Annotated in this window: 26 protein-coding genes; 16 read left to right on the forward strand and 10 right to left on the reverse strand. The window is 70.8% G+C overall.

Annotation, left to right across the window (positions count from 1 at the left end; genetic code table 11):
* Positions 1-69 precede the first annotated feature (69 nt).
* Entirely contained in the window at positions 70-903 is an 834-nt protein-coding gene (locus HJ588_RS13100; RefSeq protein WP_171156275.1) for an SDR family oxidoreductase, read from the reverse strand.
* A gap of 5 nt (positions 904-908) precedes the next feature.
* Complete coding sequence (locus HJ588_RS13105) at positions 909-1,295, reverse strand: metallopeptidase family protein (protein WP_171156277.1); 387 nt, start codon at positions 1,293-1,295, stop codon at positions 909-911.
* Positions 1,296-1,389: 94 nt separating this feature from the next.
* On the opposite strand from HJ588_RS13105, the gene HJ588_RS19510 reads away from it, so the two are divergent.
* Genes HJ588_RS19510 through HJ588_RS13135 form a run of 6 tightly spaced genes read left to right on the forward strand, consistent with a single transcriptional unit; the run spans position 1,390 to position 6,763 of the window.
* Positions 1,390-1,752, forward strand: coding sequence for a DUF3499 domain-containing protein (locus HJ588_RS19510; RefSeq protein ID WP_343036717.1), 363 nt, complete (start codon positions 1,390-1,392; stop codon positions 1,750-1,752).
* Between the two features lie 11 nt (positions 1,753-1,763).
* Positions 1,764-3,182: a phosphomannomutase/phosphoglucomutase gene (locus HJ588_RS13115; protein ID WP_171156282.1), complete on the forward strand. Its 1,419-nt coding sequence runs from the start codon at positions 1,764-1,766 to the stop codon at positions 3,180-3,182.
* 5 nt (positions 3,183-3,187) lie between these two features.
* Positions 3,188-3,397 carry a Trm112 family protein gene (locus HJ588_RS13120; RefSeq protein ID WP_171156284.1) on the forward strand — a complete coding sequence of 70 codons (210 nt, stop codon included), beginning with the start codon at positions 3,188-3,190 and terminating at the stop codon, positions 3,395-3,397.
* A gap of 3 nt (positions 3,398-3,400) precedes the next feature.
* Positions 3,401-4,588: an SIS domain-containing protein gene (locus tag HJ588_RS13125; RefSeq protein WP_171156285.1), complete on the forward strand. Its 1,188-nt coding sequence runs from the start codon at positions 3,401-3,403 to the stop codon at positions 4,586-4,588.
* A gap of 25 nt (positions 4,589-4,613) precedes the next feature.
* Positions 4,614-5,456, forward strand: coding sequence for a tryptophan 2,3-dioxygenase (kynA, locus tag HJ588_RS13130; protein ID WP_343036718.1), 843 nt, complete (start codon positions 4,614-4,616; stop codon positions 5,454-5,456).
* Positions 5,457-5,467: 11 nt separating this feature from the next.
* Positions 5,468-6,763 carry a kynureninase gene (locus HJ588_RS13135; protein ID WP_171156286.1) on the forward strand — a complete coding sequence of 432 codons (1,296 nt, stop codon included), beginning with the start codon at positions 5,468-5,470 and terminating at the stop codon, positions 6,761-6,763.
* On the opposite strand, the gene HJ588_RS13140 is transcribed toward HJ588_RS13135, so the two are convergent.
* The 3 genes from HJ588_RS13140 to HJ588_RS13150 all read right to left on the reverse strand — a co-directional run bounded on the left by HJ588_RS13140 (position 6,735) and on the right by HJ588_RS13150 (position 9,625).
* Complete coding sequence (locus HJ588_RS13140; protein ID WP_171156287.1) at positions 6,735-7,346, reverse strand: hypothetical protein; 612 nt, start codon at positions 7,344-7,346, stop codon at positions 6,735-6,737. The genes HJ588_RS13135 and HJ588_RS13140 overlap by 29 nt on opposite strands.
* A 97-nt stretch (positions 7,347-7,443) precedes the next feature.
* A complete protein-coding gene (locus HJ588_RS13145; RefSeq protein WP_171156288.1) occupies positions 7,444-8,331 on the reverse strand; it encodes a helix-turn-helix domain-containing protein in 888 nt (295 codons plus the stop codon).
* 49 nt (positions 8,332-8,380) lie between these two features.
* On the reverse strand, positions 8,381-9,625 hold the full coding sequence (locus HJ588_RS13150) for an MFS transporter (protein WP_171156289.1): 1,245 nt from the start codon (positions 9,623-9,625) through the stop codon (positions 8,381-8,383).
* 94 nt (positions 9,626-9,719) lie between these two features.
* On the opposite strand from HJ588_RS13150, the gene HJ588_RS13155 reads away from it, so the two are divergent.
* Together HJ588_RS13155 and HJ588_RS13160 are read left to right on the forward strand one after the other, a co-directional pair.
* Positions 9,720-11,090, forward strand: a complete 1,371-nt coding sequence (locus HJ588_RS13155; RefSeq protein ID WP_171156290.1) for a mycothione reductase — start codon at positions 9,720-9,722, stop codon at positions 11,088-11,090.
* A 29-nt stretch (positions 11,091-11,119) separates the two neighbouring features.
* Positions 11,120-12,049, forward strand: coding sequence for a DUF808 domain-containing protein (locus tag HJ588_RS13160; RefSeq protein ID WP_171156292.1), 930 nt, complete (start codon positions 11,120-11,122; stop codon positions 12,047-12,049).
* Between the two features lie 6 nt (positions 12,050-12,055).
* On the opposite strand, the gene HJ588_RS13165 is transcribed toward HJ588_RS13160, so the two are convergent.
* Entirely contained in the window at positions 12,056-12,721 is a 666-nt protein-coding gene (locus tag HJ588_RS13165; protein ID WP_171156294.1) for an MFS transporter, read from the reverse strand.
* Positions 12,722-12,843: 122 nt separating this feature from the next.
* Between HJ588_RS13165 and HJ588_RS20215 the strand changes: the two genes are divergently transcribed.
* Positions 12,844-13,137 (forward strand): helix-turn-helix domain-containing protein, encoded by a 294-nt coding sequence (locus HJ588_RS20215; protein WP_425483557.1) that lies wholly within the window; start codon positions 12,844-12,846, stop codon positions 13,135-13,137.
* Between the two features lie 64 nt (positions 13,138-13,201).
* Positions 13,202-14,059: a methyltransferase domain-containing protein gene (locus tag HJ588_RS13175; protein WP_171156296.1), complete on the forward strand. Its 858-nt coding sequence runs from the start codon at positions 13,202-13,204 to the stop codon at positions 14,057-14,059.
* Here the strand turns inward: HJ588_RS13175 and bioD are convergent.
* The 4 genes from bioD to bioB are packed head-to-tail and all read right to left on the reverse strand — an operon-like array spanning position 13,941 to position 18,223.
* Positions 13,941-14,648 (reverse strand): dethiobiotin synthase, encoded by a 708-nt coding sequence (gene bioD / locus HJ588_RS13180; RefSeq protein ID WP_171156299.1) that lies wholly within the window; start codon positions 14,646-14,648, stop codon positions 13,941-13,943. The genes HJ588_RS13175 and bioD overlap by 119 nt on opposite strands.
* Positions 14,648-15,787 (reverse strand): 8-amino-7-oxononanoate synthase, encoded by a 1,140-nt coding sequence (locus tag HJ588_RS13185; RefSeq protein WP_171156301.1) that lies wholly within the window; start codon positions 15,785-15,787, stop codon positions 14,648-14,650. Before HJ588_RS13185 ends, bioD begins: the two co-directional genes overlap by 1 nt.
* On the reverse strand, positions 15,784-17,145 hold the full coding sequence (gene bioA / locus HJ588_RS13190; protein WP_171156303.1) for an adenosylmethionine--8-amino-7-oxononanoate transaminase: 1,362 nt from the start codon (positions 17,143-17,145) through the stop codon (positions 15,784-15,786). The genes HJ588_RS13185 and bioA overlap by 4 nt, the downstream gene beginning before the upstream one ends.
* Positions 17,138-18,223 (reverse strand): biotin synthase BioB, encoded by a 1,086-nt coding sequence (gene bioB, locus HJ588_RS13195; RefSeq protein WP_171156306.1) that lies wholly within the window; start codon positions 18,221-18,223, stop codon positions 17,138-17,140. Before bioB ends, bioA begins: the two co-directional genes overlap by 8 nt.
* A 98-nt stretch (positions 18,224-18,321) precedes the next feature.
* On the opposite strand from bioB, the gene HJ588_RS13200 reads away from it, so the two are divergent.
* The 6 genes from HJ588_RS13200 to HJ588_RS13225 all read left to right on the forward strand — a co-directional run bounded on the left by HJ588_RS13200 (position 18,322) and on the right by HJ588_RS13225 (position 25,393).
* Positions 18,322-18,921: a TetR family transcriptional regulator gene (locus HJ588_RS13200; RefSeq protein WP_171156307.1), complete on the forward strand. Its 600-nt coding sequence runs from the start codon at positions 18,322-18,324 to the stop codon at positions 18,919-18,921.
* Entirely contained in the window at positions 18,918-19,466 is a 549-nt protein-coding gene (locus tag HJ588_RS13205; protein ID WP_171156309.1) for a DinB family protein, read from the forward strand. Before HJ588_RS13200 ends, HJ588_RS13205 begins: the two co-directional genes overlap by 4 nt.
* Positions 19,467-19,611: 145 nt before the next feature.
* Positions 19,612-21,063 carry an adenosylhomocysteinase gene (gene ahcY / locus HJ588_RS13210; RefSeq protein WP_171156311.1) on the forward strand — a complete coding sequence of 484 codons (1,452 nt, stop codon included), beginning with the start codon at positions 19,612-19,614 and terminating at the stop codon, positions 21,061-21,063.
* Between the two features lie 150 nt (positions 21,064-21,213).
* Positions 21,214-21,894, forward strand: coding sequence for an MtrAB system response regulator MtrA (gene mtrA, locus HJ588_RS13215; protein WP_343036719.1), 681 nt, complete (start codon positions 21,214-21,216; stop codon positions 21,892-21,894).
* A 2-nt stretch (positions 21,895-21,896) separates the two neighbouring features.
* A complete protein-coding gene (gene mtrB / locus HJ588_RS13220) occupies positions 21,897-23,585 on the forward strand; it encodes an MtrAB system histidine kinase MtrB (protein ID WP_343036720.1) in 1,689 nt (562 codons plus the stop codon).
* Positions 23,585-25,393, forward strand: a complete 1,809-nt coding sequence (locus HJ588_RS13225; RefSeq protein WP_171156317.1) for an LpqB family beta-propeller domain-containing protein — start codon at positions 23,585-23,587, stop codon at positions 25,391-25,393. Before mtrB ends, HJ588_RS13225 begins: the two co-directional genes overlap by 1 nt.
* Positions 25,394-25,438 lie beyond the last annotated feature (45 nt).

Consider the following 25,438-nt stretch of genomic DNA (forward strand, 5'->3'; position numbering starts at 1 on the left):
GACACCAAGACTGACCTCGGGACGACACTGCGGCTGACGCTGGACTGACCGGAAAACCGGCGCTGGTCTCTAGCGCCGTTGGTCGGCCAGCCACTGCGCGTAGGTGCGGCCGCCGCGTCGCGCCTGAGGGCCGGGCAGATTGCTGCCCTCGGCGAGACCGCGCAGGATGCCACCGACGCGCGGCAGACGCACCTGCCGGGGGGTGCCGCGGCCCTGCACGTGGGCGGTCAGCACGGCCAGCTCGCGCGCGCTCAGCACCTCCGGCCCGGCGAGTTCCGGCGGCTCCGCCGGCACCTGCTCCTCGAACGCCGCATCGACCAATTCCGTTGCCAGCCAACGGGAGTCACAGGGCGCGAAGCGCAGCCCACGCAGGCCGATGCTGAGCCGGCCGAGATGAGCTCCGACGATGCGTTCGACGAGTTCGTGCACCTGGGTCGCCCGCACGATGACGTGCGGACGGCCCGACGCGGTGACCACCGTCTCCGACTCCGCCTTGACCCGGTAGTAGGGCAGCGGGTTGTCCCAGCAGCCCACGATCGACACGTGCACCAACCGCGCGTCGGGTGCGACCTGCGCCATGGCCTCGGTGAGTCGTCCGGTGCCCTCGACGTCGACCGCGCGGCCCTGTTTCGCGTCGGATGCACAGTGGATCACCGCCTGCACCCCGGTGAGCGCCTCCTCGAGGCCGGCGCCGCCCAGCAGGTCGCCCTCGACCAGTTGCGCGCCGGGTGCCGCTCCGGGCCGGGCCAGGCGGGTCAGCACCCGGGCCGGGATCTGCGACTCCAGCAACTCCACGACGACCTGTGAGCCGATCGTGCCCGTGCCGCCGGTCACCAGCACCGGTTGGCGGCCGAGGCCCGGCATGCCCGGGATCAGCGGCGGCGGCAGGGCGGCGTCGGTCATGCTGGTCAGTCCTCCAGATCGTCGGGATGGATGCCGATGACGTGCGCGACCTGTTCGGCCAGGACGTCCTCGACCAGGTCGCCGAGCTCGGTCTCGGTCACCGCCCGGGACTCGATCGGCCGCCGGTAGAGCACCACGCGTGCGGGGCGGCCGCGCTCGGCCGGGAAGCTGCGGCCCAGCGCCAGTTGTGCCTCCCACGGCGCGGGATCGGTGGACGGCACGTCCTCGACGGCGAACTCGATGTCGGCGAGCTGACGACGCAGCCGGCGCTCCAGGGTCTCGACCGCGTCGAGCACGACGTCGTCGAACTGGGCCGAGCGGCTCTGCATGGCGGGCACCGGCGGCCAGGCCAACGGCCCGCGCACGCCGCGTCCGTGCCGGTCGGACCTCATGCGAACCTCACGGAACGACTTTAACCACAGTCATGTCCGCGGCTACGGCGTGCCTGGGCGGCGGGCGCGTCGTCGGGCGTTAGAGTCTCCCCTCGTGACGGCGCCGAGGGTCAAACGACAGTGTTCCCGCACAGCGTGCAGCGGCGGGGCAGTGGCGACCCTCACCTATGTGCACGCTGACCAGACCGTCGTCGTCGGCCCGCTCGCCACGTATGCCGAGCCGCACTCCTACGACCTGTGCGCCGAGCACACCGCACGCCTCACCGCCCCCCGCGGGTGGGACGTCGTACGCCTCGCGATCGACCTCACCGAGCCCGAGCCGACGCCCGACGACCTGCTCGCGCTCGCCGACGCGGTGCGTGCCGCGGGGCGGCCTCCGGCGCCGCGACCGGAGCCCGAGCGAGCCACCGGACGGCCCGTGCTGACGGTGCTGCCCGGGCTGGAGGCGCACCGGTAGGCTGCCCGACTGTGACTAGTCGCCGGCTTGCCGAATTCATCAAGGCGTATGACGTCCGGGGTCTGGTCCCGGAGCAACTCGACGAGTCCGTGGCGGCGGAGATCGGGGCGGCGTTCGCCGACGTCGTGGCGATCCCCGAGGGCGCGAAGAGCATCATCGTCGGCCACGACATGCGGCCGAGTTCGCCGGTGCTGTCCCGGGCGTTCGCGTCCGGCGCGGCGCAGCGTGGCATCGACGTGGTCGAGATCGGCCTGTGCTCCACCGACGGCCTCTACTACGCGAGCGGCGCGCTCGACGTGCCGGGTGCGATGTTCACCGCCAGCCACAACCCCGCGCAGTACAACGGGATCAAGCTGTGCCGCGCGGGTGCGCGACCGGTGAGCCAGGAGTCGGGGCTGGCGGAGATCACCACGCTCGCCCAGCAGCGCCTCGACGGCGGCGAGCCGGAGCCCGCGGCGGCCGCGACACCCGGCACGATCACCCAGCGCGACATGCTCGCCGACTACGCCGCGTTCCTGCGCGGGCTGGTCGACCTGAGCGGCGGCCGGCAGCTGACGGTCGTCGTCGACGCCGGCAACGGGATGGGCGGCCACACGGTGCCGGCGGTGCTCGGCACCGCGGCGGGGCTGCCGGAGCTGCCGCTCAAGGTGGTGCCGCTCTACTTCGAACTCGACGGCACCTTCCCCAACCACGAGGCCAACCCACTCGAACCGGAGAACCTGCGCGACCTGCAGGCTGCGGTGCGCGAGCACGGCGCCGACCTCGGGCTTGCCTTCGACGGCGACGCCGACCGCTGCTTCGTGGTCGACGAGCGTGGCGAGCCGGTGAGCCCGTCCGCGGTGACCGCGCTGGTCGCGACCCGGGAGATCGCCAAGGCCGGTGCCGGGGCGAGCGTCGTGCACAACCTCATCTCCTCGCGTGCGGTGCCGGAGATCGTCACCGAGGCAGGCGGTGTGCCGGTGCGCACCCGCGTCGGGCACTCCTTCATCAAGGCCGAAATGGCAACGTATGACGCCATTTTCGGCGGCGAGCACTCGGCCCACTACTACTTCCGCGACTTCTGGTTCGCCGACACCGGCATGCTCGCCGCCATGCACGTGCTGGCCGCGCTCGGCGAGCAGGAGCTGCCGCTGTCGCAGCTGATGGCGTCATACAGCAGATATGTCGCGAGCGGCGAGATCAACTCGACCGTCACCGATGCACCGGCCGCGACCGAGCGGGTGCGCGCCTGGGCGACGAGCCAGGGCGACGTCAGCGCCGACCAGCTCGACGGTCTGACGATCACCCACGACGCGGCGCCCATGTGGTGGCTCAACGTGCGGGCCAGCAACACCGAACCGTTGCTGCGCCTCAACGTCGAGGCGGCCGATGGTGCGACGATGGAGCGCGTGCGCGACGAAGCGCTGCGTCAGATCCGACAGGAGGCATGACCCGAATGACCACGACCACCCTCGACCCCTGGCTGCGTGAGATCCTGCGCTGCCCGGTCGGCCTGCACGAACTCGTCGACGCGACAGGGACTTCCGGCGACCCGGAGTTGCACTGCGCGGCCGACTGCGGCGGCCCCGGACAGCGTCGGGCCTACCGCATCGACGCCGGGGTGCCGGTGCTGCTGGCCGACGAAGCGCGCGTCTTCACCATCTGACCCATGCCCTACCTCGACGAGTCGTGGATCGACGAGCCGGACGAGCTCGCTCGGCGCGACTCGCGCGACAGCCTGCGCGCGCTGGCCACGGCGGGCGCGCAGGTGCGCGAGGCGGTGACGCTGTCGCAGGAGGGCGGCATCGACAAGGTCGCGTATGGCGAGCGGCCGCGATCGGTCGTGGTCGCAGCGCTCGGTGGGAGCGCCCTCGTGGCCGACGTGCTCGAGTTGCTCGCCGAACCGTCCTCCCCGGTGCCGGTGACCGTGCGGCGCAACCTGCCGCTGCCCGGCTGGGTCGGGCCGCTGGACCTGGTCATCGCGGTCTCGCTCTCGGGCAATGCCGACGGGCCGGTCGCGCTTGCCCGGGAGGCCGCCCGCCGGGGTGCCGCGTTGCTGACCGTCGGTGCCGACGAGTCGCCGCTCGCCGAGGTGAGCCACCGCTCGCGAGGGGTGCACATCGGGGTCGGTCGCGGGCGCACGTCGTCGCGCACCTCGTTGTGGTCGCTGCTGACACCTGTGCTGCTGGCCGCGGACGTGCTCGGCCTGGCGGATGTGCCGGCCGACGTATTTCCCCAGCTGGCAACGCGATTGGACGATCAGGCAGACGCCTGCCGCCCGTCGTCGGAGTCCTTCGTCAACCCGGCGAAGCTGATCGCGGTCCAGCTCGCCGAGACCGTGCCCGTCGTGCTCGGTGACAATGCGCTCGCCGGTGTCGCGGCCCGGCGCGCATCGTCGATGCTGGCGCGCACCGCGCGCATCCCCGCGACGTGGGGTGAGCTGCCCGACGCGGCGTCGCAGGTGGTGGCCTGTTTCGACGGGCCGTTCACCGCGGGCGGCGGAAGCGGTGCCGGCGGCGGCTCGGGCGCGGCGTCGGACCTGTTCGCCGATCCCTTCCTCGACGCACCGGCGCAACCCAAGCTGGGGCTGATGATGTTGCGCGACGTGCCGCCGTCGCCGCCGACGCCCGAGAGTGACGAGGCGGCGGCGCTCACCGAGGCGCTGCTGCAGACCGCGCGTGCCGCGGGGGTGAAGGTGATCGAATCGACCGCCTCGGCCGGCCACCCGGTGGTGCGCCTTGCCGAGCTGGTGTCGTTGGTCGACTTCGCCGCGACTTATCTGGCGATCGGCCTGGGGGTCGATCCCGCGGTGTCGCCGCACATCGCCGACCTGCGCGACCGCACGTCCAGGGAGTGAGACGCACCCGGGTACGGTGCAGGGCGTGAGCCACGACACTTCCCGCGACATGTCCTACGCGGACTACCTCGACCTGCGGACCCTGCTCTCGGCGCAGCACCCGCTGGCCCAGCCGCCGCAGCACGACGAGTTGCTCTTCATCATCCAGCACCAGACGAGCGAGTTGTGGTTCAAGCTCGTGCTGCACGAACTCCGTTCGGCCCGTGAGCTTTTCGAGCGTGATGAGCTGCAGGCGGCGCTGAAGCGGCTGGCCCGGGTCAAGCACATCCAGGCGACCCTGACCGGCCAGTGGTCGGTGCTGGCCACGCTCACCCCGAGTGAGTACTCGCAGTTCCGGGAGTTCCTCGCCACCTCGTCGGGCTTCCAGTCGGTGCAGTACCGCGCGGTGGAGTTTCTGCTCGGGAACAAGAAGGCCGAGATGGTGCGGGTCTTCGACCGCGAGCCGGAGTGGCGTGCGGTGCTCGCCGAGTTGCTCGACCAGCCGAGCCTCTACGACGTCTTCCTCCAGCTGCTGGCCCGCCGCGGGTTCGCCGTGCCGCGGGAGGTGACCGATCGCGACTGGTCGCAGCCCTACACGCCGCACGACGAGGTGCTGCAGGTCTTCCGGCAGGTGTATGCCGATCCGGCGGCGCACTGGGACATCTACGAGACGTGCGAGGAGCTGGTCGACCTGGAGGACAACTTCCAGCAGTGGCGGTTCCGGCACCTGAAGACCGTGGAACGCATCATCGGCACGGCGCCGGGCACCGGTGGCAGCTCCGGGGTGACGTTCCTGCGCAGAGCGCTGGACCAGACGTTCTTCCCGGAGCTGTACGCCGTGCGTGGCGTGATCGCGACGGGTTCGGTGGAGCGGAGCGGTGAACGATGAGCGGCGAGGGGATGATTGACGAGGGCAGAGGCGCGACCGAGGACACGAGCCAGACTCAGGACAGCGGGGAATTCGCCCGGCGCGCAGCGGAACTCGACGCTGCGGATCCGCTGGCGTCATACCTCGAGGAGTTCGTGCCGGTCGACGAGCCGGGTTTCGTGGCCTACCTGGACGGCAACTCGCTGGGTCGGCCGACGAGGCGGGCGGCAGCCGAGCTGGGGGAGCTGGTGCGAGGTGCGTGGGGGACCGACCTGATCCGCAGCTGGACCGACGGGGCCGATCCGTGGATGGAGTGGCCCGAGCGGGTCGGTGACGAGATCGCCGCTGCCTGTCTGGGCGCCGCGGCCGGGCAGACCGTGGTGGCCGACTCCACGACGGTGCTGCTCTACAAGCTCGCCCGTGCGGCGCTGACGGCGCGTCCCGGCCGTGACGAGATCGTGCTGGACACCGACAACTTCCCGACCGATCGCTATGTGCTGGAAGGGATTGCGGGCGAGTGCGGGATGTCGTTGCGGTGGATCGACGCCGACCCGCGTGAAGGGGTGCATGCCGAGCAGGTGGCTGCCGCGGTGGGGGACCGCACGGCGCTGGTCGTGCTCTCGCACGTGGCCTACCGATCCGGCTGGATCGCGGACTTGCCTGCCATTGCGGCGGTTTCGCACGGTGCCGGTGCCTTGTTCCTGGCCGACCTGTGCCACTCCGTCGGCGCGGTGCCGGTGGAGCTGGATGCGTGGGGAGTGGACCTGGCGGTCGGCTGCACCTACAAGTTCCTCGGCGGCGGGCCGGGTGCGCCGGCATTCGGCTACATCTGTCGTGACCTGCAGGATCAGGTGCGTCAGCCGATCCAGGGCTGGATGGGCCGGGCGGACCCGTTCACGATGGGGCCGGGTTACCAGCCGGCCGCCGGCATTCGCTCGCTGGTGAGCGGCACGCCGCCGATCGTGGGCATGGTGCCGGTGCGGGCCGGCGTGGGGCTGGTCGCGCGGGCCGGCATCGACGCGATCCGGTGCAAATCGATCGAGCTGACCACGCTCGCGATCGACATCGTCGACAGCTGGCCGGATGCGCTCGGGGTGCGGGTGAGTTCGCCACGCGACGCGGCGCGACGCGGCGGGCACGTCACGATCAGCAGAGGCGACTTCCGGCAGGTGAACGCCGCGCTGTGGCAGCGTGGCGTCATTCCCGACTTCCGTGCGCCGGACGGCATCCGGCTCGGCCTTGCTCCGCTCAGCACGTCCTATGCGGACGTCGTGCGGGCGCTCGACGTGGCACGCACGGTCATGACGCGAGGTGCCGGGGCTCCCTGAACACCGAGGTGTCCCACTCGTAGTTGACGGCGGCGGCCGACTCGAGCGCGATGACGATGTCGGCGAGCGCGCTGGTCACGATCTCGTCCTGCGCCGGGTCGTCCGCGATCAGCGACGGCTGGAAGCGCACGGCGGCCACGAGCTCGGTGCCGGCGTCGAGCAGCTGCTGCCGGGCGTGGATCACCGGCAGGTCGCTGCCCTCGGAGACGCACACGATCGCCACGGGCAGGTCGGCCAGCGGGTTCGGGATCCGGCGGCGTGGCAGTTCGAGCGCGGCGGTCAGCGCCGTGGTGTCCGACTGCTCGCTGCTGCCGACATAGACAATCGCGGCGTGCGCGCGGTTGAGTCGGACCCGGTAGTCGCGCCGGGCCGCCTGAAGGCGCGCCCGGGTGGAGGAGATCCCGCTGTAGGTCACCGCGTCGAGGGAGAACGGGTCTGGTGGTATGGACCGCGCGAAACTGCCTGCCAGGTCGGCCAGGGTCGCGAGCAGCGGGTCCGGACGGGCACCGGCAATCAGTGCCTGGAGACCGATGGTCGCTGTCGGTGGGCAGGCGAAAGTCGCCGAATGCCGTCCGGTTTGCATATTGATACCTTCCCCACTGATCCGGTTGGGGACGGTAAGGGTGCGGAGTGCCACCTGTCCAGAAAAGAGTGAACATGTGAACTCCATATGACGCAAGTCATGCGTACTCCCACCGGAAGCCGAATGATCCGGGGCCGAACCCCCAGCGGGCAGCGAACAGTTCGCCGTCGTGCAGCGGCACCTCCCAGGAGCGTTCGACACCGGCCTCGTCGGTGACGAACTCGGTGCACCGCACCGGGCGCAGTGCGTTGTCGAAGCGCACCGACACCACGCACTCGACCATCCGGGTCGGAGCGAGGAGTGACCACACCAGGTCCGGTGAGCCCGTCCAGGGCTCGGGCACTTCATACTCGGTCAGGATCGATTCGTGCAGCCGCAGCGGACGTGGGATGACCGCCTGCGCGGCCAACACTCCATGCTCCGCGTCGAACACGACCTCGCCGAGGTCGAAATTGGTGACCGGGCGCACGATGGGGGGACCGTCGATCGCTTTCTCGGCCGCGTAGAAGATCGGGAAGATGCGCGCCCCATCGCGCCGAGCGCGCCAGATGTCCCGGACCGCGACATGGCACGTCTGCCCGCGGTCGTCGACGGTGGCGATCTGCTGGCTGCTGCGCTGCTCGAGCTCGGTCGGCGAGTCCGGCAACGCGGTGGACCGTCCGGCGCGCACCCGATCAATGCCGTCGTCCAATGCGCGGTCCACCAGCGTGCGGTAGCCGACCGCTTTGCTCGGACCGCCGCGGCGAGAGGGCCCGCGCGCTTCGAGCAAGGTCCCGGGCGCCAGGTCCAGCACCTCCTCGATCGCCGAGATCGCGGTGAGCGAGCGTTGCCGCTCGGGCAGGCGGTCGCCGGAGCGCCAGTAGCTCAGGGTCGACAGGCCGATCGAAATCCCTCGGGCGGCGAGTTGCTGATGCAGCGAGCGCAGGGTGCACCCACGATCATCCATGGCGCGACGCAGCGCCTGGTCGAATGTCAAGGTGCGCATTGGGATGAGCGTGCCTCATCGAGCCCGCCTCCGGGTGGATGCGCGCCGGTCATTTGGGCACAGAATGCGAACCGTGAACAGCCGCATCGACCGCAGCCACCGTGAGGAGGACGACGGCGGTGGCCACGAAGACCGTCCGGAGCCCGAAGTGCGCCCCGACATACCCGCCCATGAGCGGTCCGGTGACCTGCCCGACATACTGCGCGGAGACCGAGAATCCGAGGATCCGGCCGACCACCCGGTCGGGGGTCCGATGCCGGATGGCGGCGGTGATCGCGGGCAGCAGACCGCCGAGCGCGGCGCCCATGAGGAAGCGCAGGACGGCGAGCACCGGCACGTTGGGCGCGGCGCCCTGGGCGAGCAGGAGCGCGCCGGCCGCGACGAGGCAGGCGATGACCACCTGCAGGTGTCCGACACGGTCGGCGAGGCGGCCCAGGCGCGGTGCGGTGATGATGCTGCCGAGGGCGCCGAGGGCCATGATGAAGCCGGCGCCGAGCGACGCATGATCCCTGCCACCCGACAGCTCCGCGACCAACAGGGTGATCGTCGGCTCGACCGACATCGTCGCGAACATCACCAGGCTGGCGGTCCCGAGGAGGACGAGGACGACGCCCGGCCGGTCGAGTTGCGACCACGGACGTCCCACCCGAACTCGCCCCTGGCCCGCGGGTTTGCGGTCCTCGTGCAGGAACAACACCGTCGCGAGGAAGGCCAGGAAGATCAGTCCGCCGGAGAGCAGGAAGGTGGTGCGCACGCCGACGAGCTCGGGTGCGAAGCCGCCGAACAGCGGCCCGACGACGTTGCCGGCCATCACGCCGCCGGAGAGTATGCCGAGCGCCCAGGCGCTGCGCTCCTTCGGTGTCTGGGCGGCGACGAGGATCGTCGATCCGGACGAGTAGCCGCCGAGCAGGCCCGCGAGCAGCCGCAGGCCGACCAGCTGCCAGACGTTCTGGGCGAGTCCGATGCACGACATCACGATCGCCATGCCGAGGCTGGCGCGGATCAGCATCGACTTGCGGCCGAAGCGATCGCCGAGCGCGCCCCAGAGGGGCGCCGTGAGGGCGGCGGTGAAGAAGGTCGCGCTGTAGGCGATCCCCGACCAGCGCACCACCGACCCGCGGTCGTCGACACCGAGCTGCTCGACGAAGATCGGCAGGTAGGGGATAAGCATCGTCATCGCCACGATCGTGCTGAACGAACCGGCGACGCAGACGGCGAGATTGCGCTTCCAGTGTGCGCTCCCGGCCGGTGTGTCGGGTGGTGTTGCGACGGGTGCCGTCGCGGGTTCGGGCATGGGGCCCAGCGTGGCCCCGGGGTTCCGGCGCCGAGAGATGGCATCCACAATATGGACGTTTGTCTCGCGATGTGACACGGCCTACTCTGGTGTCGTGACGCATTACGATCTCGCCGTCATCGGCACCGGCTCCGGAAACTCACTGGTCACCCCCGACTTCGACGACAAGTCGGTCGCGGTCATCGAGGAGGGCACCTTCGGCGGAACGTGCCTCAACGTCGGGTGCATCCCGACCAAGATGTTCGTCTATGCCTCCGACGTCGCCGACGCGGTGCGCGGGTCGGGCCGCTACGGCATCGACTCGACCCTCGACGACGTGCGCTGGCTGGAGATCCGCGACCGCGTGTTCGGGCGGATCGATCCCATCGCGCAGGGCGGCAAGGACTACCGGGTGAACGGACCCAACACCACGGCGTACCTCGGCCACGCGACGTTCACCGGCCCGACGTCGCTCACGATCGACGTCGACGGGGTGCCGCAGGAGGTCACCGCGGACCAGATCGTCATCGCCACCGGAGCACACTCGGTGATCCCGCCGGTCGTCGCCGAGAGCGGCGTGCCCTTCCACACCAGCGACACGATCATGCGGATCGACCGGCTGCCGCGCTCGCTCGTCATCCTCGGCGGGGGCTTCATCGCCTCCGAGTTCGCGCACGTCTTCGGTGCGCTCGGTGTCGACATCCGCATCGTCACGCGCGGCCCGGCGATGCTGCGCGCGGAGGACGAGGAGATCAGCCGCGACTTCACCCAGCTCGCCGGCAAGCAGTGGGAGCTGCATCTCGACGCGACGCTGACCGGCGCGCGCGAGCGCGACGGCGAGGTCGTGCTGGAGCTCGCCGGCGGAGAGACGGTGGCCGGCGAGATGTTGTTGGTCGCGACCGGACGCGAGCCCAACACCGCACGCCTCGGGCTCGAAAAGGCAGGCGTCGCAACGCATTCGGACGGCCGGGTGCAGGTCGACGACTACGGACGCACGACGGTGCCGGGGGTCTGGTCGCTCGGGGACGCGACATCGCCATACCAGCTGAAGCACGTGGCCAACCACGAAGCGCGAGTCGTCGCGCACAACCTCGCGCACCCGGACGACCTGCAGAAGTTCAACCACGAGTTCGTGCCGTCGGCGGTCTTCACCCACCCGCAGGTGTCGTCGGTCGGCCTCACCGAGGCCCAGGCGCGGGAGGCCGGCATCGACCTGACGGTCAAGGTGCAGCGGTACGGCGACACGGCATACGGCTGGGCGATGGAGGACACCACCAGCATCTTCAAGGTGATCGCCGACCGGAAGACCCGGCAGATCGTCGGCGCCCACGTGATGGGCCCGCAGGCGAGCTCGCTGATCCAGCCGGTGATCCAGGCGATGAGCTTCGGCCTGCCGGCGCCGGAGATGGCCCGCGGTCAGTACTGGATCCACCCGGCGCTGATGGAGGTCGTCGAAAACGCCGTGCTGGGACTGGACTTCGAGTGACCTGGACGTCTCCTGCATAGACTGCGCGCATGGCTGGAGGACTCGTAGCCCTGCTCGACGACGTTGCCGCGCTCGCCAAGCTGGCGGCGGCATCCGTCGACGACGTCGGCGCCGCCACCGGGCGCGCCAGTGCCAAGGCGGTCGGCGTCGTCGTGGACGACACGGCGGTGACCCCGAGGTATGTCGAGGGTCTCTCCGCCGCGCGCGAACTGCCGATCATCCGCAAGATCGCCATCGGGTCACTGCGCAACAAGCTGCTGCTCATCCTGCCCGTGGCGATGATCCTCAGTCAGTTCGCCGAGTGGGCGCTGACCCCGATCCTGATGCTCGGCGGCACCTACCTGTGCTTCGAGGGTGCCGAGAAGCTGTGGGAGGCGCTGCGCGGGCACACCGAGGACGCGTCGGGCGAGCCGAAGGACGAGAAGACGGTCATCGCAGGTGCGATCCGGACCGACCTGATCCTGTCGGCCGAGATCATGGTCATCGCGCTCAACGAGGTCGACCACGAGCCGTTCGTGTCGCGCCTCATCATCCTGATCGTGGTGGCGATCATGATCACGATCCTGGTCTACGGCGTGGTCGCGCTCATCGTGAAGATGGATGACATCGGCCTCGCGCTCGCCGACGGTGCCACCGGGCTGCGCGAGAAGATCGGCCGCGGCATGGTCAAGGGCATGCCGATGGTGATGCGGGTGCTGTCGACCGTCGGCGTCGTCGCGATGCTGTGGGTCGGCGGGCACATCCTGCTGGTCGGCACCGACGAACTCGGCTGGCACACGCTCTACAGCTTCGTGCACCACGTGGAGACCGCGGTCAAGGACGCCACCGGCGCCCTCGGCGGCGTGCTCGGCTGGATCACCAACACCTTCTTCTCGGCCGTGCTGGGACTGGTCGTCGGTGCGATCGTGGTGGCCGTGCTGCACCTCGTGCCGCGGCGGAAGGCCGAAGCGCACGCCTGAGACGCGTCAGACGACCCGCCGGAACGTCGCGATCGCGGCGGCCGCTGTCGCGATCAGCGCGGTCGCGCACGCGACGGTGAACGCGGCGCGGTAGCCGGAGTGCTGGGCGATCGCCGGCAGTGCCGCCAGGCCGAGCGCTGCGCCGAACTGCTGGGCGGTCGCGAGCAGACCGGCGGTGATCCCTGGGGGTGTCGGGCCGGCGTGCGCGGCGGTGGCGATGTTGGTGGTCATCGCGGTCGAGGGCACCCCGAAGGCGACGATGAGCGTCGGCAGCACGGTGGCTGCGAGGTAGCTGCGGTCCGGCCCGACGAGCAGGGCGAGCGCGCCGGCACCGACCGCGATGGTGGCGAACCCGGTGATCAGGAGCGTCCCCAGGCCGAGGCCGCCGAGGATCCTCGGCAGGAGCGGCGCGATGAGCACGATCGCCACCGACATCGGCAGCAGGATCAGCCCCGCCGCGAAGGCGGTGTAGCCGAGGTTCTCCTGGGGGTACACGCTCACCATCAGGAACATCGGCGTGAGCGTGCATTGAGAACCGGCCGCGAGCAGGAGGGCGCCGAGCATGGGCCGGTTGCGCCATACCGCGCGGGGGATCACCGGTGCCCGGGTGCGCAGCTCGAGCGCGGCGAACGATGCGGCCGCTGCCGCGGCGACCGCGGCGGCGCCCCACACGTGCGGTGAACGTGGCGGGTGTTGCGCAGTGGCAGTGATCGCGTAGGCCTGGCGCTCACCACCACTGACACGAGCCTCCCCGCGCCATCCGAAACCCGCGGGTCGGCGCGGCGATCGCGACGATCAACGCGCGCTATGCCGAGCCGTGGACCGTCCACTCGCTCGCTGCCCACACGGGCGTCTCCGCCTCCACCCTCGCCCGCGAATTCCTCGCGGTCATCGGGACAACCCCCGCCGCCTACCTGCGTGGCCGCCGCATCCTGGAGGCCAAACGCCTGCTCCGCGAGAGCAGCCACCCTCTCGAATCCATCGCGGTCGCAGTCGGATACACCAGCGCCGTCGGGCTCCACCAGGCGTTCGCCCGGGAATGCGGTGAGACGCCCGGTGCCTTCCGCAACCGCAGCAGATCCACCTGACTCACGTGCGGCTCGGCGCGAAAAGCGTTGGCGGTCAAGGTCGTCGGGCTGCTTCAGTGCCCAGGTGAACGACGTCCCAGCGCACGCCTTCTACACCGGCCTGGTGGCCGAGCTCTACTCGACGCTGCGGTCGACCAGCTTCCCGGCGGACCGTTACGCGCGGTTGATCCGCAGGTATGGCGAGCCCGCGCTCGAGCTCGGCTGCGGCGACGGCGATCCGTTGCTCGCACTACGCGAGCTCGGCCTCGACCTCGACGGCATCGACTCCTCCACGGACATGATCGACCGGTTGCGGACGCGGGCGGCGGAGGCCGGGATCGCGGTGAACGCGTGGGTCTCGACGATGCAGGACCTGGCGCCGGCACGTGCGTATCGGACGGTGTTTCTCGCCGGACCGACATTCAACCTGCTGCCGGACGACCAGTCCATGGCGGCGACGCTGCGGTCGATCCGGGGTGCGCTCGCGCCGGGCGGGACTGCCGTCATACCGCTGTTCGTGCCGGAGGCGTATGACGACGCCGATCTCGGGGTCCGGGTGGAGAGTGCGGACGGTGCCATGGCGTGGCAGGTCGTGTCGGCGACGCGGGACGAGGCAGCCCGCACCCAGATACTGCGGCTGCGGTATGAGCGACAGACAGGCGCGAAAACCGAGATGGTCGAACGCGATTGGCTGATGCACTGGGTGACGCCGCGTCGATTCGCCGACCTCGCCGAGGCTGCGAGCCTGGTCGTCGATGCGCTGCCGGACGAGTTCGGGTCGGACGAGCGGGACGTGGCCCTGCGGCGGGAGTCAGTCGGCGCCGTCAGCGCGGCGAGTCAGCCGCTGTGCCCACCGGGGAGGCGACCGTCAGTCCCGGGAGCCAGCCTGTGGCCTCGGCGCGGAATCGATCCCGCGCCATCGCGCCCGCACCGTCCGCTATGACGCCGAGCAGCGGCGCCGGGCCGTCGGCCAGGGTCCGCCGATTGCTCAACTCGACCTGCGACGGATCCCGGGGCCAGGAGCCGATGATCACGCCGGCGATGCGAATCTGCCTGCGCTGCAACGCTTCCAGCGTGAGTGCCGTGTGGTTCAGCGTGCCGAGACCGGGGCGCGCAACCACGACGGTCGAACTCTGCGGCAGGGTGGCTGCGAGGTCGGCGAGAGTCTCGCCGGCTGAGGTGAGTTCGACCAGCAGGCCGCCCGCGCCCTCGACGAGCACGGCGTCGTGCGACGCGGCGAGCCGCTCGATCGTGGCGACATGGTCGGCGAGCGTGGGCAACTCGGCGTCCTCGAGCGCCGCCGCCGGTGGCGGCGCCATCGGCTCCCGAAGTCGCACGCCCTCGACCCCGGCGACGCCGGTGAGTCGCTCGACCTCGGCAACGTCCCCGGCCTCGCCGGCTTGCACCCCGGTCTGGGTCGGCTTGTAGACGACGACGGAGTCGCCGGCCTGCTGCAGCGCGGCGGCGACGGCGGCCGTGGCGACGGTCTTGCCCACGTCGGTGTCGGTGCCGGTCACGATCAGGACGGTCATCAGGCAGGCAACTCCTCGTGTGCGACCGCGTCGCTCACGGCGCGGATCCGGTCTGCGGCGCCGACCGCGTCCGGCAGCGCCAGATCGGCCCGGGCCGTGATGCGGAGCCGGGAGATCCCGTCCGGGACACTCGGCGGGCGGAAGCACCCGACGAGCACGCCCTGGGCGCGCAGCGCGTCGCGTGCCTGCACTGCGGTCGACGGACTCGGCATCGGCAACGACTGGACGGCGCCGGCGGACGGTGCGATTCGGCATCGTGCCGCGATGGCCGCGGCACGCTCGTGGACGGCGGCCGCCAGGTGCGGCGACGACGCCACGATGTTCGCGGCGGTGGCGGCGGCGCCGGCCGCGGCCGGCGCGAGTCCGGTGTCGAAGATGAACGTGCGGGCCGCATTGACCAGGTGATCGCGCAGCCGGTCCGTGCCGAGCACCACGCCGCCCTGTGCTCCGAGGGACTTGGAGAGCGTCGCCGTCACGACCAGGTCCGGTGCTCCGGCGAGGCCGGAGGCGTGCACCAGCCCCCGGCCGTCACCGGCGACGCCGATGCCGTGAGCCTCGTCCACCACCAGCAGCGCACCGTGGCGGCGGCACACGTCATAGAGGTCGGTGAGCGGAGCGGCGTCGCCGAGCACGGAGTAGATCGACTCGACGGCGACGAGGACGCGCACCCCGTCGAGCGCGCGCAGGCGGGCGTCGAGCGCGGCCGGGTCGTTGTGCCCGACGAGTTCGTACGGCGTACGCGACATCCGCGCCGCATCGTGCAGGGAGGCATGCGCATGCTCGTCCAGCACGATGTGCGCACCGCGCCCGGCCAGCGCCGTGACGACCCCGAGGTTGGCCGCGTAACCGCTCGAAAGCGCAAGAGCAGCAGGCTGATCGGTGAGGGCGCGCAAGGACGACTCGAGCTCCCGGTGGACCGGAAGCGTGCCCGTGACCAGGCGTGACGCACCCGCGGAGGCGCCGAACCGGTCGGTCGCGTCGATCGCCGCCGCGATCACCCGGGGGTTGTGCGAGAGGCCGAGGTAGTCGTTGGAGGCCAGGTCGATCACCGCATCGTCCCGCAGCACCCGGTCCGCGCGTTCGGTGCCGCGCTGCCGTCGCAGTGCCGCGCGCTCGGCGAGCCAGTCGTCCCAGGTCATCCGTGCACCTCGCGCACCGCGCCGATCAGGCCGTCGCAGATCTGCGCCACGTCGGCGTCGGTGCAGACGTAGGGCGGCATCGTGTAGACGAGATCGCGGAACGGCCGCACCCACACCCCACGATCGAGGGCAGCTCGTGTCACGGCCGGCACGTCCACCCCACCTCCGAGCTGTATGACGCCAACCGCGCCCAGCGTGCGCACGTCGATGACGGAGGACAGCTCGCGCGCGGGTGCGAGTCCTCGGCTCAACGCCTGCGAAACCCGGGAAACGTTGTGTTTCCAAGTGGATTCGACGATGTCTACGGACGTCCCGGCGATCGCGCACGCCAGCGGGTTGGCCATGAAAGTGGGTCCGTGCAACAGGGCGCCGAACTCCGAACGGGTGATCACCCGGCCCACCTGCGCCGTCATCAGCACGGCGGCCAGGCTGAGGTAGCCGCCGGTGAGTGCCTTGCCGACGCACATCACGTCCGGCGCGACGTCCGCCCACTCGGAGGCGAAAAGCCTTCCGGTGCGGCCAAATCCGGTTGCGATCTCATCAGCGACCAACAGCAGGCCGAGCTCGTCGGCGACCTCACGCATCACCCGCAGGCAGCGGGGGTGGTAGGGCCGCATGCCGCCGGCGCCCTGGAGCACCGGCTCGACGACGATCGCCGCGAGCGTGTCGCGGTGCGCACTCGCCATCGAGCGAAACTCCGATTCCCATGCCGCCAGGGCGTTTTCGTCGGTCCGCCAGGTCTCGTCGTCGGCCAGTCTGGCGATCGGCGGCCGCGGCGCGAAGACGTGCCGGGCGAGCACACCGGGGAAGGCCGAGTGCATACCGTCGACCGGGTCGCACACGCTCATCGCCGCGAACGTGTCGCCGTGGTATCCACCGCGAATCGTGAGGAACCGCTGACGACGGGGCCGGCCGGCCGCCGCCTGATACTGCAACGCCAGCTTGAGCGCGACCTCGACGGACACCGACCCCGAGTCGGCGAAGAAGACGTGCGCCATCGGTCCCGGCGCGATCGCCGTCAGCCGCTCGGCGAGCGCGACCGCCGGCTCGTGCGTGAGCCCGCCGAACATCACGTGACTGAATGCGTCGAGTTGCCGCCGCGCCGCCTCGTCGAGCTCCGGGTGGCGGTAGCCGTGCACCGCACACCACCAGGAGGCCATCGCGTCGATCGCCTCGATCGGCACCCCGCCGTCCGGCGGCTGCAGCGTCAACCGCACTCCAGAAGCGGCCGAAACCCCATAGGGCGCAGGGCCGTTCAGTGGCGCGTACGGGTGCCAGACGAGCCCGCCGTCGCGTGCGGACAGCGAGTCGCGCGCCGCGAGCGAGTCGGTGACGGCCGGAGCCGTGGTCTCAGGCATTCGGCTGCAGCTGAGTCCCTGCGCCGCGCCGCCGGATGGCCGGATCGTGTGACTCCTCGAGTGCCACCGACCCATCCTCGGCCGCCGCGCCCAGGTCTTCGTCCGACCCCAGCACCACGAACCCGTTGTCCCGGATCAGCGCCAGGTCGGCCTCCGCGGCCTGCCCCTCGGAGGTGAGGTAGTCGCCCAGGAAGATCGAGTTGGCCAGGTGCAGGGCCTGCGCCTGCAGTGACCGCAGATGCATCTCGCGACCACCGGCGATGCGGATCTCCTTGTCGGGACAGACGATCCGGGCCATCGCAAGGATCTTGAGGCATCGCAGGGGAGTGAGCTCCCATCGGTCGGCGAACTCCGTGCCGTCGAACGGCATGAGGAAGTTGACCGGGATCGAGTCGGAGTCGAGCTCGCGGAGCGCGAAGAGCGCCTCGACCAGTTGCTCGTCGGATTCGCCGAGCCCGGCGATCAGGCCCGAGCAGGGCGACAGGCCGGCCGACTTTGCCTTGCCGACGGTGTCCACCCGGTCGGCGTAGGTGTGACTGGTGACGATCGAGTCGTGGTGGGACTCGGCGGTGTTGATGTTGTGGTTGTAGGCGTCGACACCGGCGTCGCGCAGTCGCTCGGCCTGACCGTCCTTGAGCAGTCCGAGGCAGGCGCAGACCTCGACCTCCGGGTGCTCGTCCTTCAGCGCGCCGACCATCGCCGACACCCGGTCGACGTCGCGGTCGGTCGGCCCGCGGCCACTGCTCACCATGCAGATGCGGGTGGCGCCGCCGCGCAGCCCGGCCGACGCCTGCTCGATCGCCTCGTCGGTCTGCAGCCACTTGTACTTCAGGATCTCCGCTTTCGATCCGAGGGCCTGCGAGCAGTAGTGGCAGTCCTCCGGGCACAGCCCGGACTTCAAGTTGACCAGGTAGTTCACCTTGACGGTGTTGCCGAAGTGCTCGCGCCGCAGGCGTGCCACGGCCGCGACCATCGGCAGCACCTCCTCGTCCGGGGTGCGCAGCACGGCGAGTGCGTCGGCCTCGGTCGCGGCGTCTCCGGCCAGGATGTCGGTGACTCGCTCTTGGATGGACGGCATGGCACTCCTTCGGGGAAACTGAACGCCGAAACGGCTCTTGAACGCTGTTCAAGTATGCCGGTCCAGGTCGCGCACGGAGAGCGGGGAGGGGAAATCGGGTGCCGTTGTCCACGGACGAGGTCATCGACACGGCCGCCGAGCTGCTGCGCCGGCACGGGCTCGCCGACCTGTCGATGCGCCGTCTGGCGAGCGAGCTCGGCGTGCGGCCGGGCGCGCTCTACTGGCACGTGGAGAACAAGCAGACCCTGCTCGTCCGGGTCGCCGATCGCGTCCTCGCAGACGTGCCGACGACCACCAGCGGCGCGCCGGCCCGGGACATCCGGCGTCTGCTCACCGCCATCCGCACGGCCGTGCTGCCCGTCCCCGACGGCGGTGAGGTCGTCGCCCTCGGCTACGCGCTCGACCCGACCTCGGTGCAGGTCTTCGTCCACCTGCGCCGGCTGATCGGTGACCTCGGTGTCGCCGGCCGCGACCGGGCGGCGGCCACCGACCTGATCGTGCACCACGTGCTCGGCTCGATCGCCGCGCAGCAGGACCGGCAACTCGCGGGCCTGCCCACCCGCGGCGCGTCCGCCGCCTTCGACCGTGGTGTCGCGCTCGTGCTCGACCGGCTCGGCCGGCCAACCGAGACCACCGAGACCGCCGGGGCCACTGAGAGCACGGAGACCACCGACCGGCGCCAGGAGGAAGCGACATGACCGACGAAACACCGATCGTCCCGGACGCCAAGGACTGGACCTGGACCATCGAATCCCGTTGCCCCGAATGCGGATTCGACGCCAGCACCGTCGAGGCGTCTCAGCTCGGCGACGCCATCCGGTCCGCGACCCTGCCATGGGGCGCGGTGCTCGCCCGCGCGGACGTCCGCACCCGCCATACCCCCGGCGTGTGGTCCGACCTCGAGTACGGCGTGCACGTGCGCGACGTCTGCCGGATCTTCGACGAGCGGCTGCGCCTGATGCTCGATCACGACGACCCGGAGTTCGCCAACTGGGACCAGGACGCCGCCGCCGTCGCCGGCCGCTATGCCGAGCAGGACCCCGAGACCGTCGCCCGCGAGATCGGCGCCGACGCGTCGGCGCTCGCCGCCGACTACGACACGGTCACCGGCGACCAGTGGCAGCAGCGCACCGGACGACGGTCCAACGGCTCGCGGTTCACCGTGCTCACCCTCGGCCGCTACTGCCTGCACGACTTGACCCACCACCTGCACGACGTCGAGGCGCCGGACGTGACCGGGTAAGCTCGCGCGTGGCCGGCGTGGGTGATGACCCTTGCGACTCCGTGACGACGGAACGACTCCGAGACGACGGAACGCCATGCAGCCCAGAGGGGCGCGCCGGGTCCGATACCGATCCAGTAGTCGATCTCAAGGAGAACGGGCACCCATGTCCTTCGATCACAAGGTTAAAGACCTGAGCCTCGCCGAGGCCGGCCGTCACCAGCTGCGTCTCGCCGAGCACGAGATGCCCGGCCTGATGGCGCTGCGCGAGGAGTATGGCGCGAGCCAGCCGCTCAAGGGCGCGAAGATCGCCGGTTCGCTGCACATGACCGTGCAGACCGCAGTGCTCATCGAGACCCTCACCGCACTCGGCGCCGAGGTCCGCTGGGCCTCCTGCAACATCTACTCCACCCAGGACGAGGCGGCCGCCGCGGTCGTCGTCGGCCCGAACGGCACCGTGGACGACCCGCAGGGCGTCCCGGTCTTCGCCTGGAAGGGCGAGACCCTCCCGGAGTACTGGGAGTGCACCAACGAGATCCTCACCTGGCCGAACGGCGACGGCCCCAACATGATCCTGGACGACGGCGGCGACGCCACCATGCTGGTCCACAAGGGTCGCGAGTGGGAGGCCGCCGGCCAGGTGCCGCCGACGACCGACGAGGACCCGGAGGAGTTCCAGGTCTTCAAGGAGCTGGTGCGCGAAACGCTGAAGTCCGACCCGCAGAAGTGGACCAAGATCTCCGAGGGCATCCAGGGTGTCACCGAGGAGACCACCACCGGCGTGCACCGTCTCTACGAGCTGGCCAAGACCGGCGACCTGCTCTTCCCGGCGATCAACGTCAACGACTCGGTCACCAAGTCCAAGTTCGACAACAAGTACGGCATCCGTCACTCGCTGCCGGACGGCATCAACCGCGCCACCGACGTCCTGATGGGCGGCAAGGTCGCGGTCGTCTGCGGCTACGGCGACGTCGGCAAGGGCGCCGCCGAGGCGCTGCGCGGCCAGGGCTCGCGGGTCATCGTCACCGAGATCGACCCGATCTGCGCGCTGCAGGCCGCGATGGACGGCTACCAGGTCGCGCGCCTGGAGGACGTGCTCGGCGAGGGTGACATCTTCATCACCACCACCGGCAACTTCGACATCATCACCGCCGACCACATGCAGCGCATGAAGGACAAGGCGATCGTCGGCAACATCGGTCACTTCGACAACGAGATCGACATGGCGGGCCTCGCCAAGGTCCCGGGCATCACCAAGACCGAGATCAAGCCGCAGGTGCACGAGTGGACGCTGGCGGCGACGGACGGCCAGCCGGCCAAGTCGATCATCGTGCTCTCCGAGGGCCGGCTGCTCAACCTGGGTAACGCGACCGGTCACCCGAGCTTCGTGATGTCCAACTCGTTCGCCAACCAGACCATCGCGCAGATCGAGCTGTTCACCAAGCCCGGTGACTACGAGAAGCAGGTCTACGTGCTGCCCAAGCACCTCGACGAGAAGGTGGCGCGCCTGCACCTTCCGGCGCTCGGCGTCGAGCTCACCGAGCTGACCAAGGAGCAGGCCGAGTACATCGGCGTCGACGTGGCCGGCCCCTACAAGCCGGAGCACTACCGCTACTGATCGGGCCGCGGGCCCGTCGAGGGCGCCGACGCCGGGGGCGCGAGCCCCGGGTGTCGGCGCCCTTCGCGTATGACGACATACGCTGGTCCCCGACGCCGCCAGGCCATCGGGGGCACGCGGCGCTTTGACGGAAAGGAACGGGTCAAGAAGGTGACCAACGCACGAGTGCTCGTCGTCGACGACGATCCATCGCTCGCCGAGATGCTCGGCATCATCCTGCAGGGCGAGGGCCTTGAGGTCAGCCACTGTGCCGACGGCAGCGGCGCGCTGGAGGCCTTCCACGAGAGCAAGCCCGACATGGTGCTGCTCGACGTGATGCTGCCCGGCGTCGACGGCATCGAGGTATGCCGCCGCATCCGTGCCGAGTCGCACGTCCCGATCGTCATGCTCACCGCCCGCACCGACACCGTCGACGTGGTGGTCGGCCTGGAGTCGGGCGCGGACGACTACATCACCAAGCCGTTCAAGCCGCAGGAGCTGGTCGCCCGGGTGCGTGCCCGGCTGCGCCGCGGCGACGAGCCGGAGGCCGAGCTGCTCGAGCTCGGCGACCTCACCATCGACGTCGCCGGCCACTCGGTGAAGCGTGACGGCGCGCCGATCGCGTTGACGCCGCTGGAGTTCGACCTGCTGGTCGCGCTCGGTCGCAAACCGTGGCAGGTGTTCTCCCGCGAGACCCTGCTGGAGCAGGTGTGGGGTTACCGGCACGCCGGTGACACCCGCCTGGTCAACGTGCACGTGCAGCGGCTGCGCTCGAAGGTGGAGAAGGACCCGGAGAACCCGGAGATCGTGCTGACCGTCCGCGGCGTCGGGTACAAGGCAGGACCCGCCTGACCGTGTCCGGTCTGCTCGGTGACGCCCGCGACCGCCTCGGACGGCTCGCCGTCCGGGGCGCCCGGGCGATCGCCCGGCTCTGGCGGCGGTCGCTGCACTTCCGGGTGGTGGTGATCACCGTGCTGCTCGGTGCGATGGTCGCCCTCGCACTCGGCAGTTACATGTACCAGCGGATCGCCTCCGGCCTGGTCGACCGGGCCACCCGCATCACCGAGCAGGAGGGTCTGCAGCAGCGCGACAGCACGCAGCGCGCCTTCAACAACGCGCCGAACACCGACCTGGCGTCGCTGCGCTCGCTGGCCGACCAGATTGCCGGCAGCATCGGCTCGAAGGTCGGCGACCAGAATGCCCGCATCGTCATCACCCGCGCGCCGGACAACAGCTTCCAGTCGCTCGGCACGATCAGCACGCTGCCCGGGGACGAGTCGATCGTCCCGGCCTCCCTGCAGAAGGCGGTGCAGCGCGACACCGAGCACGTGCAGATCCAGATCGCGTCGATGCAGGTCGACGGGCGGGACACGCCGGCGGTCGTGGTCGGGTCGCGCATCGTCATACCCAACGCCGGCGCTTACGACTACTACCTGATCTCGCCGATGTCGGCCGAGTCCCAGATGCTCGCGGTGGTCAAGACCAGCTTCGCGCTCGGCGGCCTGGTGCTGGTGCTGCTCCTCGCCGGCATCGCGTATGTCGTGACGCGCATGGTCGTCACGCCCGTGCGGGCGGCCGCCCACGTCTCCGAACGCCTGACCGCGGGCGCCCTCAACGAGCGCATGCAGGTGAGCGGGGAGGACGACCTGGCCCGGCTCGCGACGTCGTTCAACGCGATGGCCGACAGCCTGCAACGGCAGATCCGGCAGCTCGAGGACCTCTCCCAGCTGCAGCAGCGCTTCACCTCCGACGTGTCCCACGAGTTGCGCACCCCGCTCACCACGATCCGGATGGCGGTCGACATGCTGCACGCCAGCCGCGCCGACTTCGCCGCACCCGTCGCCCGGTCGGCCGAGCTGCTGAGCCGTGAGCTCGACCGGTTCGAGGTGCTGCTGACCGACCTGCTGGAGATCAGCCGGTTCGACGCGGGGGCGAGCACGGTCAGCGCGGAGCCGGTCGATCTGCGCGACATCGTGTCTCGGGTGGTCGAGGCGTCCACCCCGCTCGCCGACTCCCACGGGGTGAAGCTGCGGGTGCACGCCCGCAAGCCGGCGGTGGCGCCGATGGATGCCCGGCGCATCGAGCGCATCGTGCGCAACCTGGTCGCCAACGCCATCGAGCACGCGGAGGGCAAACCGGTCGACATCACCGTGGCCGCCAACAGCACCGCCGCGGCGGTCGCGGTCCGCGACTACGGTGTCGGGCTGCGGCCGGGAGAGGCGGCCCAGGTGTTCAACCGCTTCTGGCGGGCCGACCCGGCACGCGCCCGGACCACCGGCGGCACCGGGCTCGGCCTGTCGATCTCGCTGGAGGACGCGCGGCTGCACGACGGGTGGCTGCAGGCCTGGGGCGAGCCCGGCAAGGGTGCCTGCTTCCGCCTCACGCTGCCGGTGCGTCCCGGCATACCGATCCGGCGGTCGCCGGTGACCCTGTCGCCGGACGACTCGGAGATCGGCGGCGCGATGCCCGGCGGCAACAGCCTCACGATCGGCACCCGGGCGGCGCTGCCCACGCTGCAGGGGCCGCCACGGAAGGCCGACTGATGCGGCGCCTCCGGCTGGTGATCGCGACCCTGGCGGCGGTGCTGGTGCTCGCCGGCTGCGGCGGCCTGCCGACGAGCGGTCCGGTCCGGGCGGGCGGCGCGATCAACAACCAGGTGCCGGCGCCTGCCGGCAACGTCGACTACCCGGAGCCGCGCGAGGGCGCCTCCCCGAAGGACATCGTCCTCGGCTTCCTCGACGCCGGCGCCGAACGCAACAGCGACTTCCCGGCGGCCCGCAAATACCTCACGCCGGAGGCGAGCGCCTCCTGGAAGCCGCGCACAGTGTCGGTGGGAGAGGGACAGCAGGACGCCAAGATCACCGGCAACCAGGTGGTGACCGCGACGACGAAGCGGATCGCGACCCTGGATGCCACCGGCCATCTCAGCCAGAGCGTGCAGGCGGCCACCGACAGCGTCCGTTTCAGCATGGCCAAGATCGCCGGTGAGTGGCGAATCTCCGCGCTGCCCAAGGACTTCGGGCTCTGGATCCGGCAGGACGTCTTCCAGACCAACTACCAGCCGCAGACCGTCTACTACCCGGCGTCCACCGGCCACACGCTCGTGCCGGACATCCAGTGGTACCCGGCTACCGGCCTGGTCAGCTCGCTCGCCGCCGCGGTGCTGCGCGGACCGCCGGGGTGGATGCGAGGTATGACGCTGCCCGCGCTGCCGAGTGGCAGCGCGCTCGGTGTGTCGTCGGTGCCGGTCGACAACGACGGGGTGGCGTCGGTCGACCTCAGCGAACGCGTGCTGGGCGCCACGCCCGAGCAGCGGACCGCGCTGTGGGCCGCGATGCTCGCCACGCTGCGCCAGGGCGATGTCCGCCGCGTGGTGTTGCAGGTCGGCGGCGCGCGCCTGCAGGCTCCGGGCCTGCCGCCCGAGCCGACGACGCCGAGCGACGTCGGCTACCAGGTGGTGACCGGCGACTCGACCGCGATGATCGTGCGGTCCAACGCGACCGACCTCAACTGGTACGACCTCGGCGAGAGCGGCATGCAGGGCCGGCCGCTGGAGCGGCCGTCCAACGGTCGCGCGAAGCTGCCGGCGATCAACCGCAACTGGTATCAGCTGGCGGCGTCCGCCGACGGGAGCCAGGTCGCCGCCGTCGACGGCAGCAACAGCCAGGTGGGCCGATGGGTCGGCGGCACGTTGACCCAGCTGCGCGGTTTCGGCGACAACCTGGTCAAGCCGAGCTTCTCCACCGTCCACCTGGGCGGCAACGACTCGGTCGGCGAGCTCTGGATCGGCGGCCAGTCGGCCTCGCCCGCCGGCGCGCAGCGGTCGGACACCAGCGCGGCCACGGTGTGGGTGATCGACACGGCGCTGCCGGCGGCCAACGCCCAGCCGCAGCCGATCGACGCCTCGTGGATCGGCGACCGGTCGATCGTCGCGCTCAAGGTCGCCCCGGAGGGCTCCCGCGTCGTCCTGGTGCTGAAGGACGCCGAGGGCCACACCGGCGTCTATCTCGCCGGCATCGTCCGCGACGCCAAGGGCCGGGCGCGCGCGCTCACCGAGCCGACGACGGTCGCCGCGGCGGTCGACAACGTGCGGGACGTCTCCTGGATCGACTACGTGACCCTCGGCGTGCTCGGCACCACGGACGGGAGCGAGGCGCACCCGCTCAGCGCGCCCCTCGGGCAGTTCGTCACCGACCTCGGCGCCGCGCCCGGCGCCGAGGCGCTGGTGTCGTCGGGGGCCGGCTCCAGTTCGCTCTACGTCGTCACCGATCGCAAGAGCGTGCTGACCCGGGTCGGCGCTGCCTGGCAGCCGATCCGCGGTGCCACCGACCTGGTCGCCCCGGGCTCCTGACGGTCCACATCCCCGCTCCGCCGAGTGCGTCGTCCACCGGTCGAT

Source organism: Flexivirga aerilata (assembly GCF_013002715.1).
Taxonomy (GTDB): Bacteria; Actinomycetota; Actinomycetes; order Actinomycetales; family Dermatophilaceae; genus Flexivirga; species Flexivirga aerilata.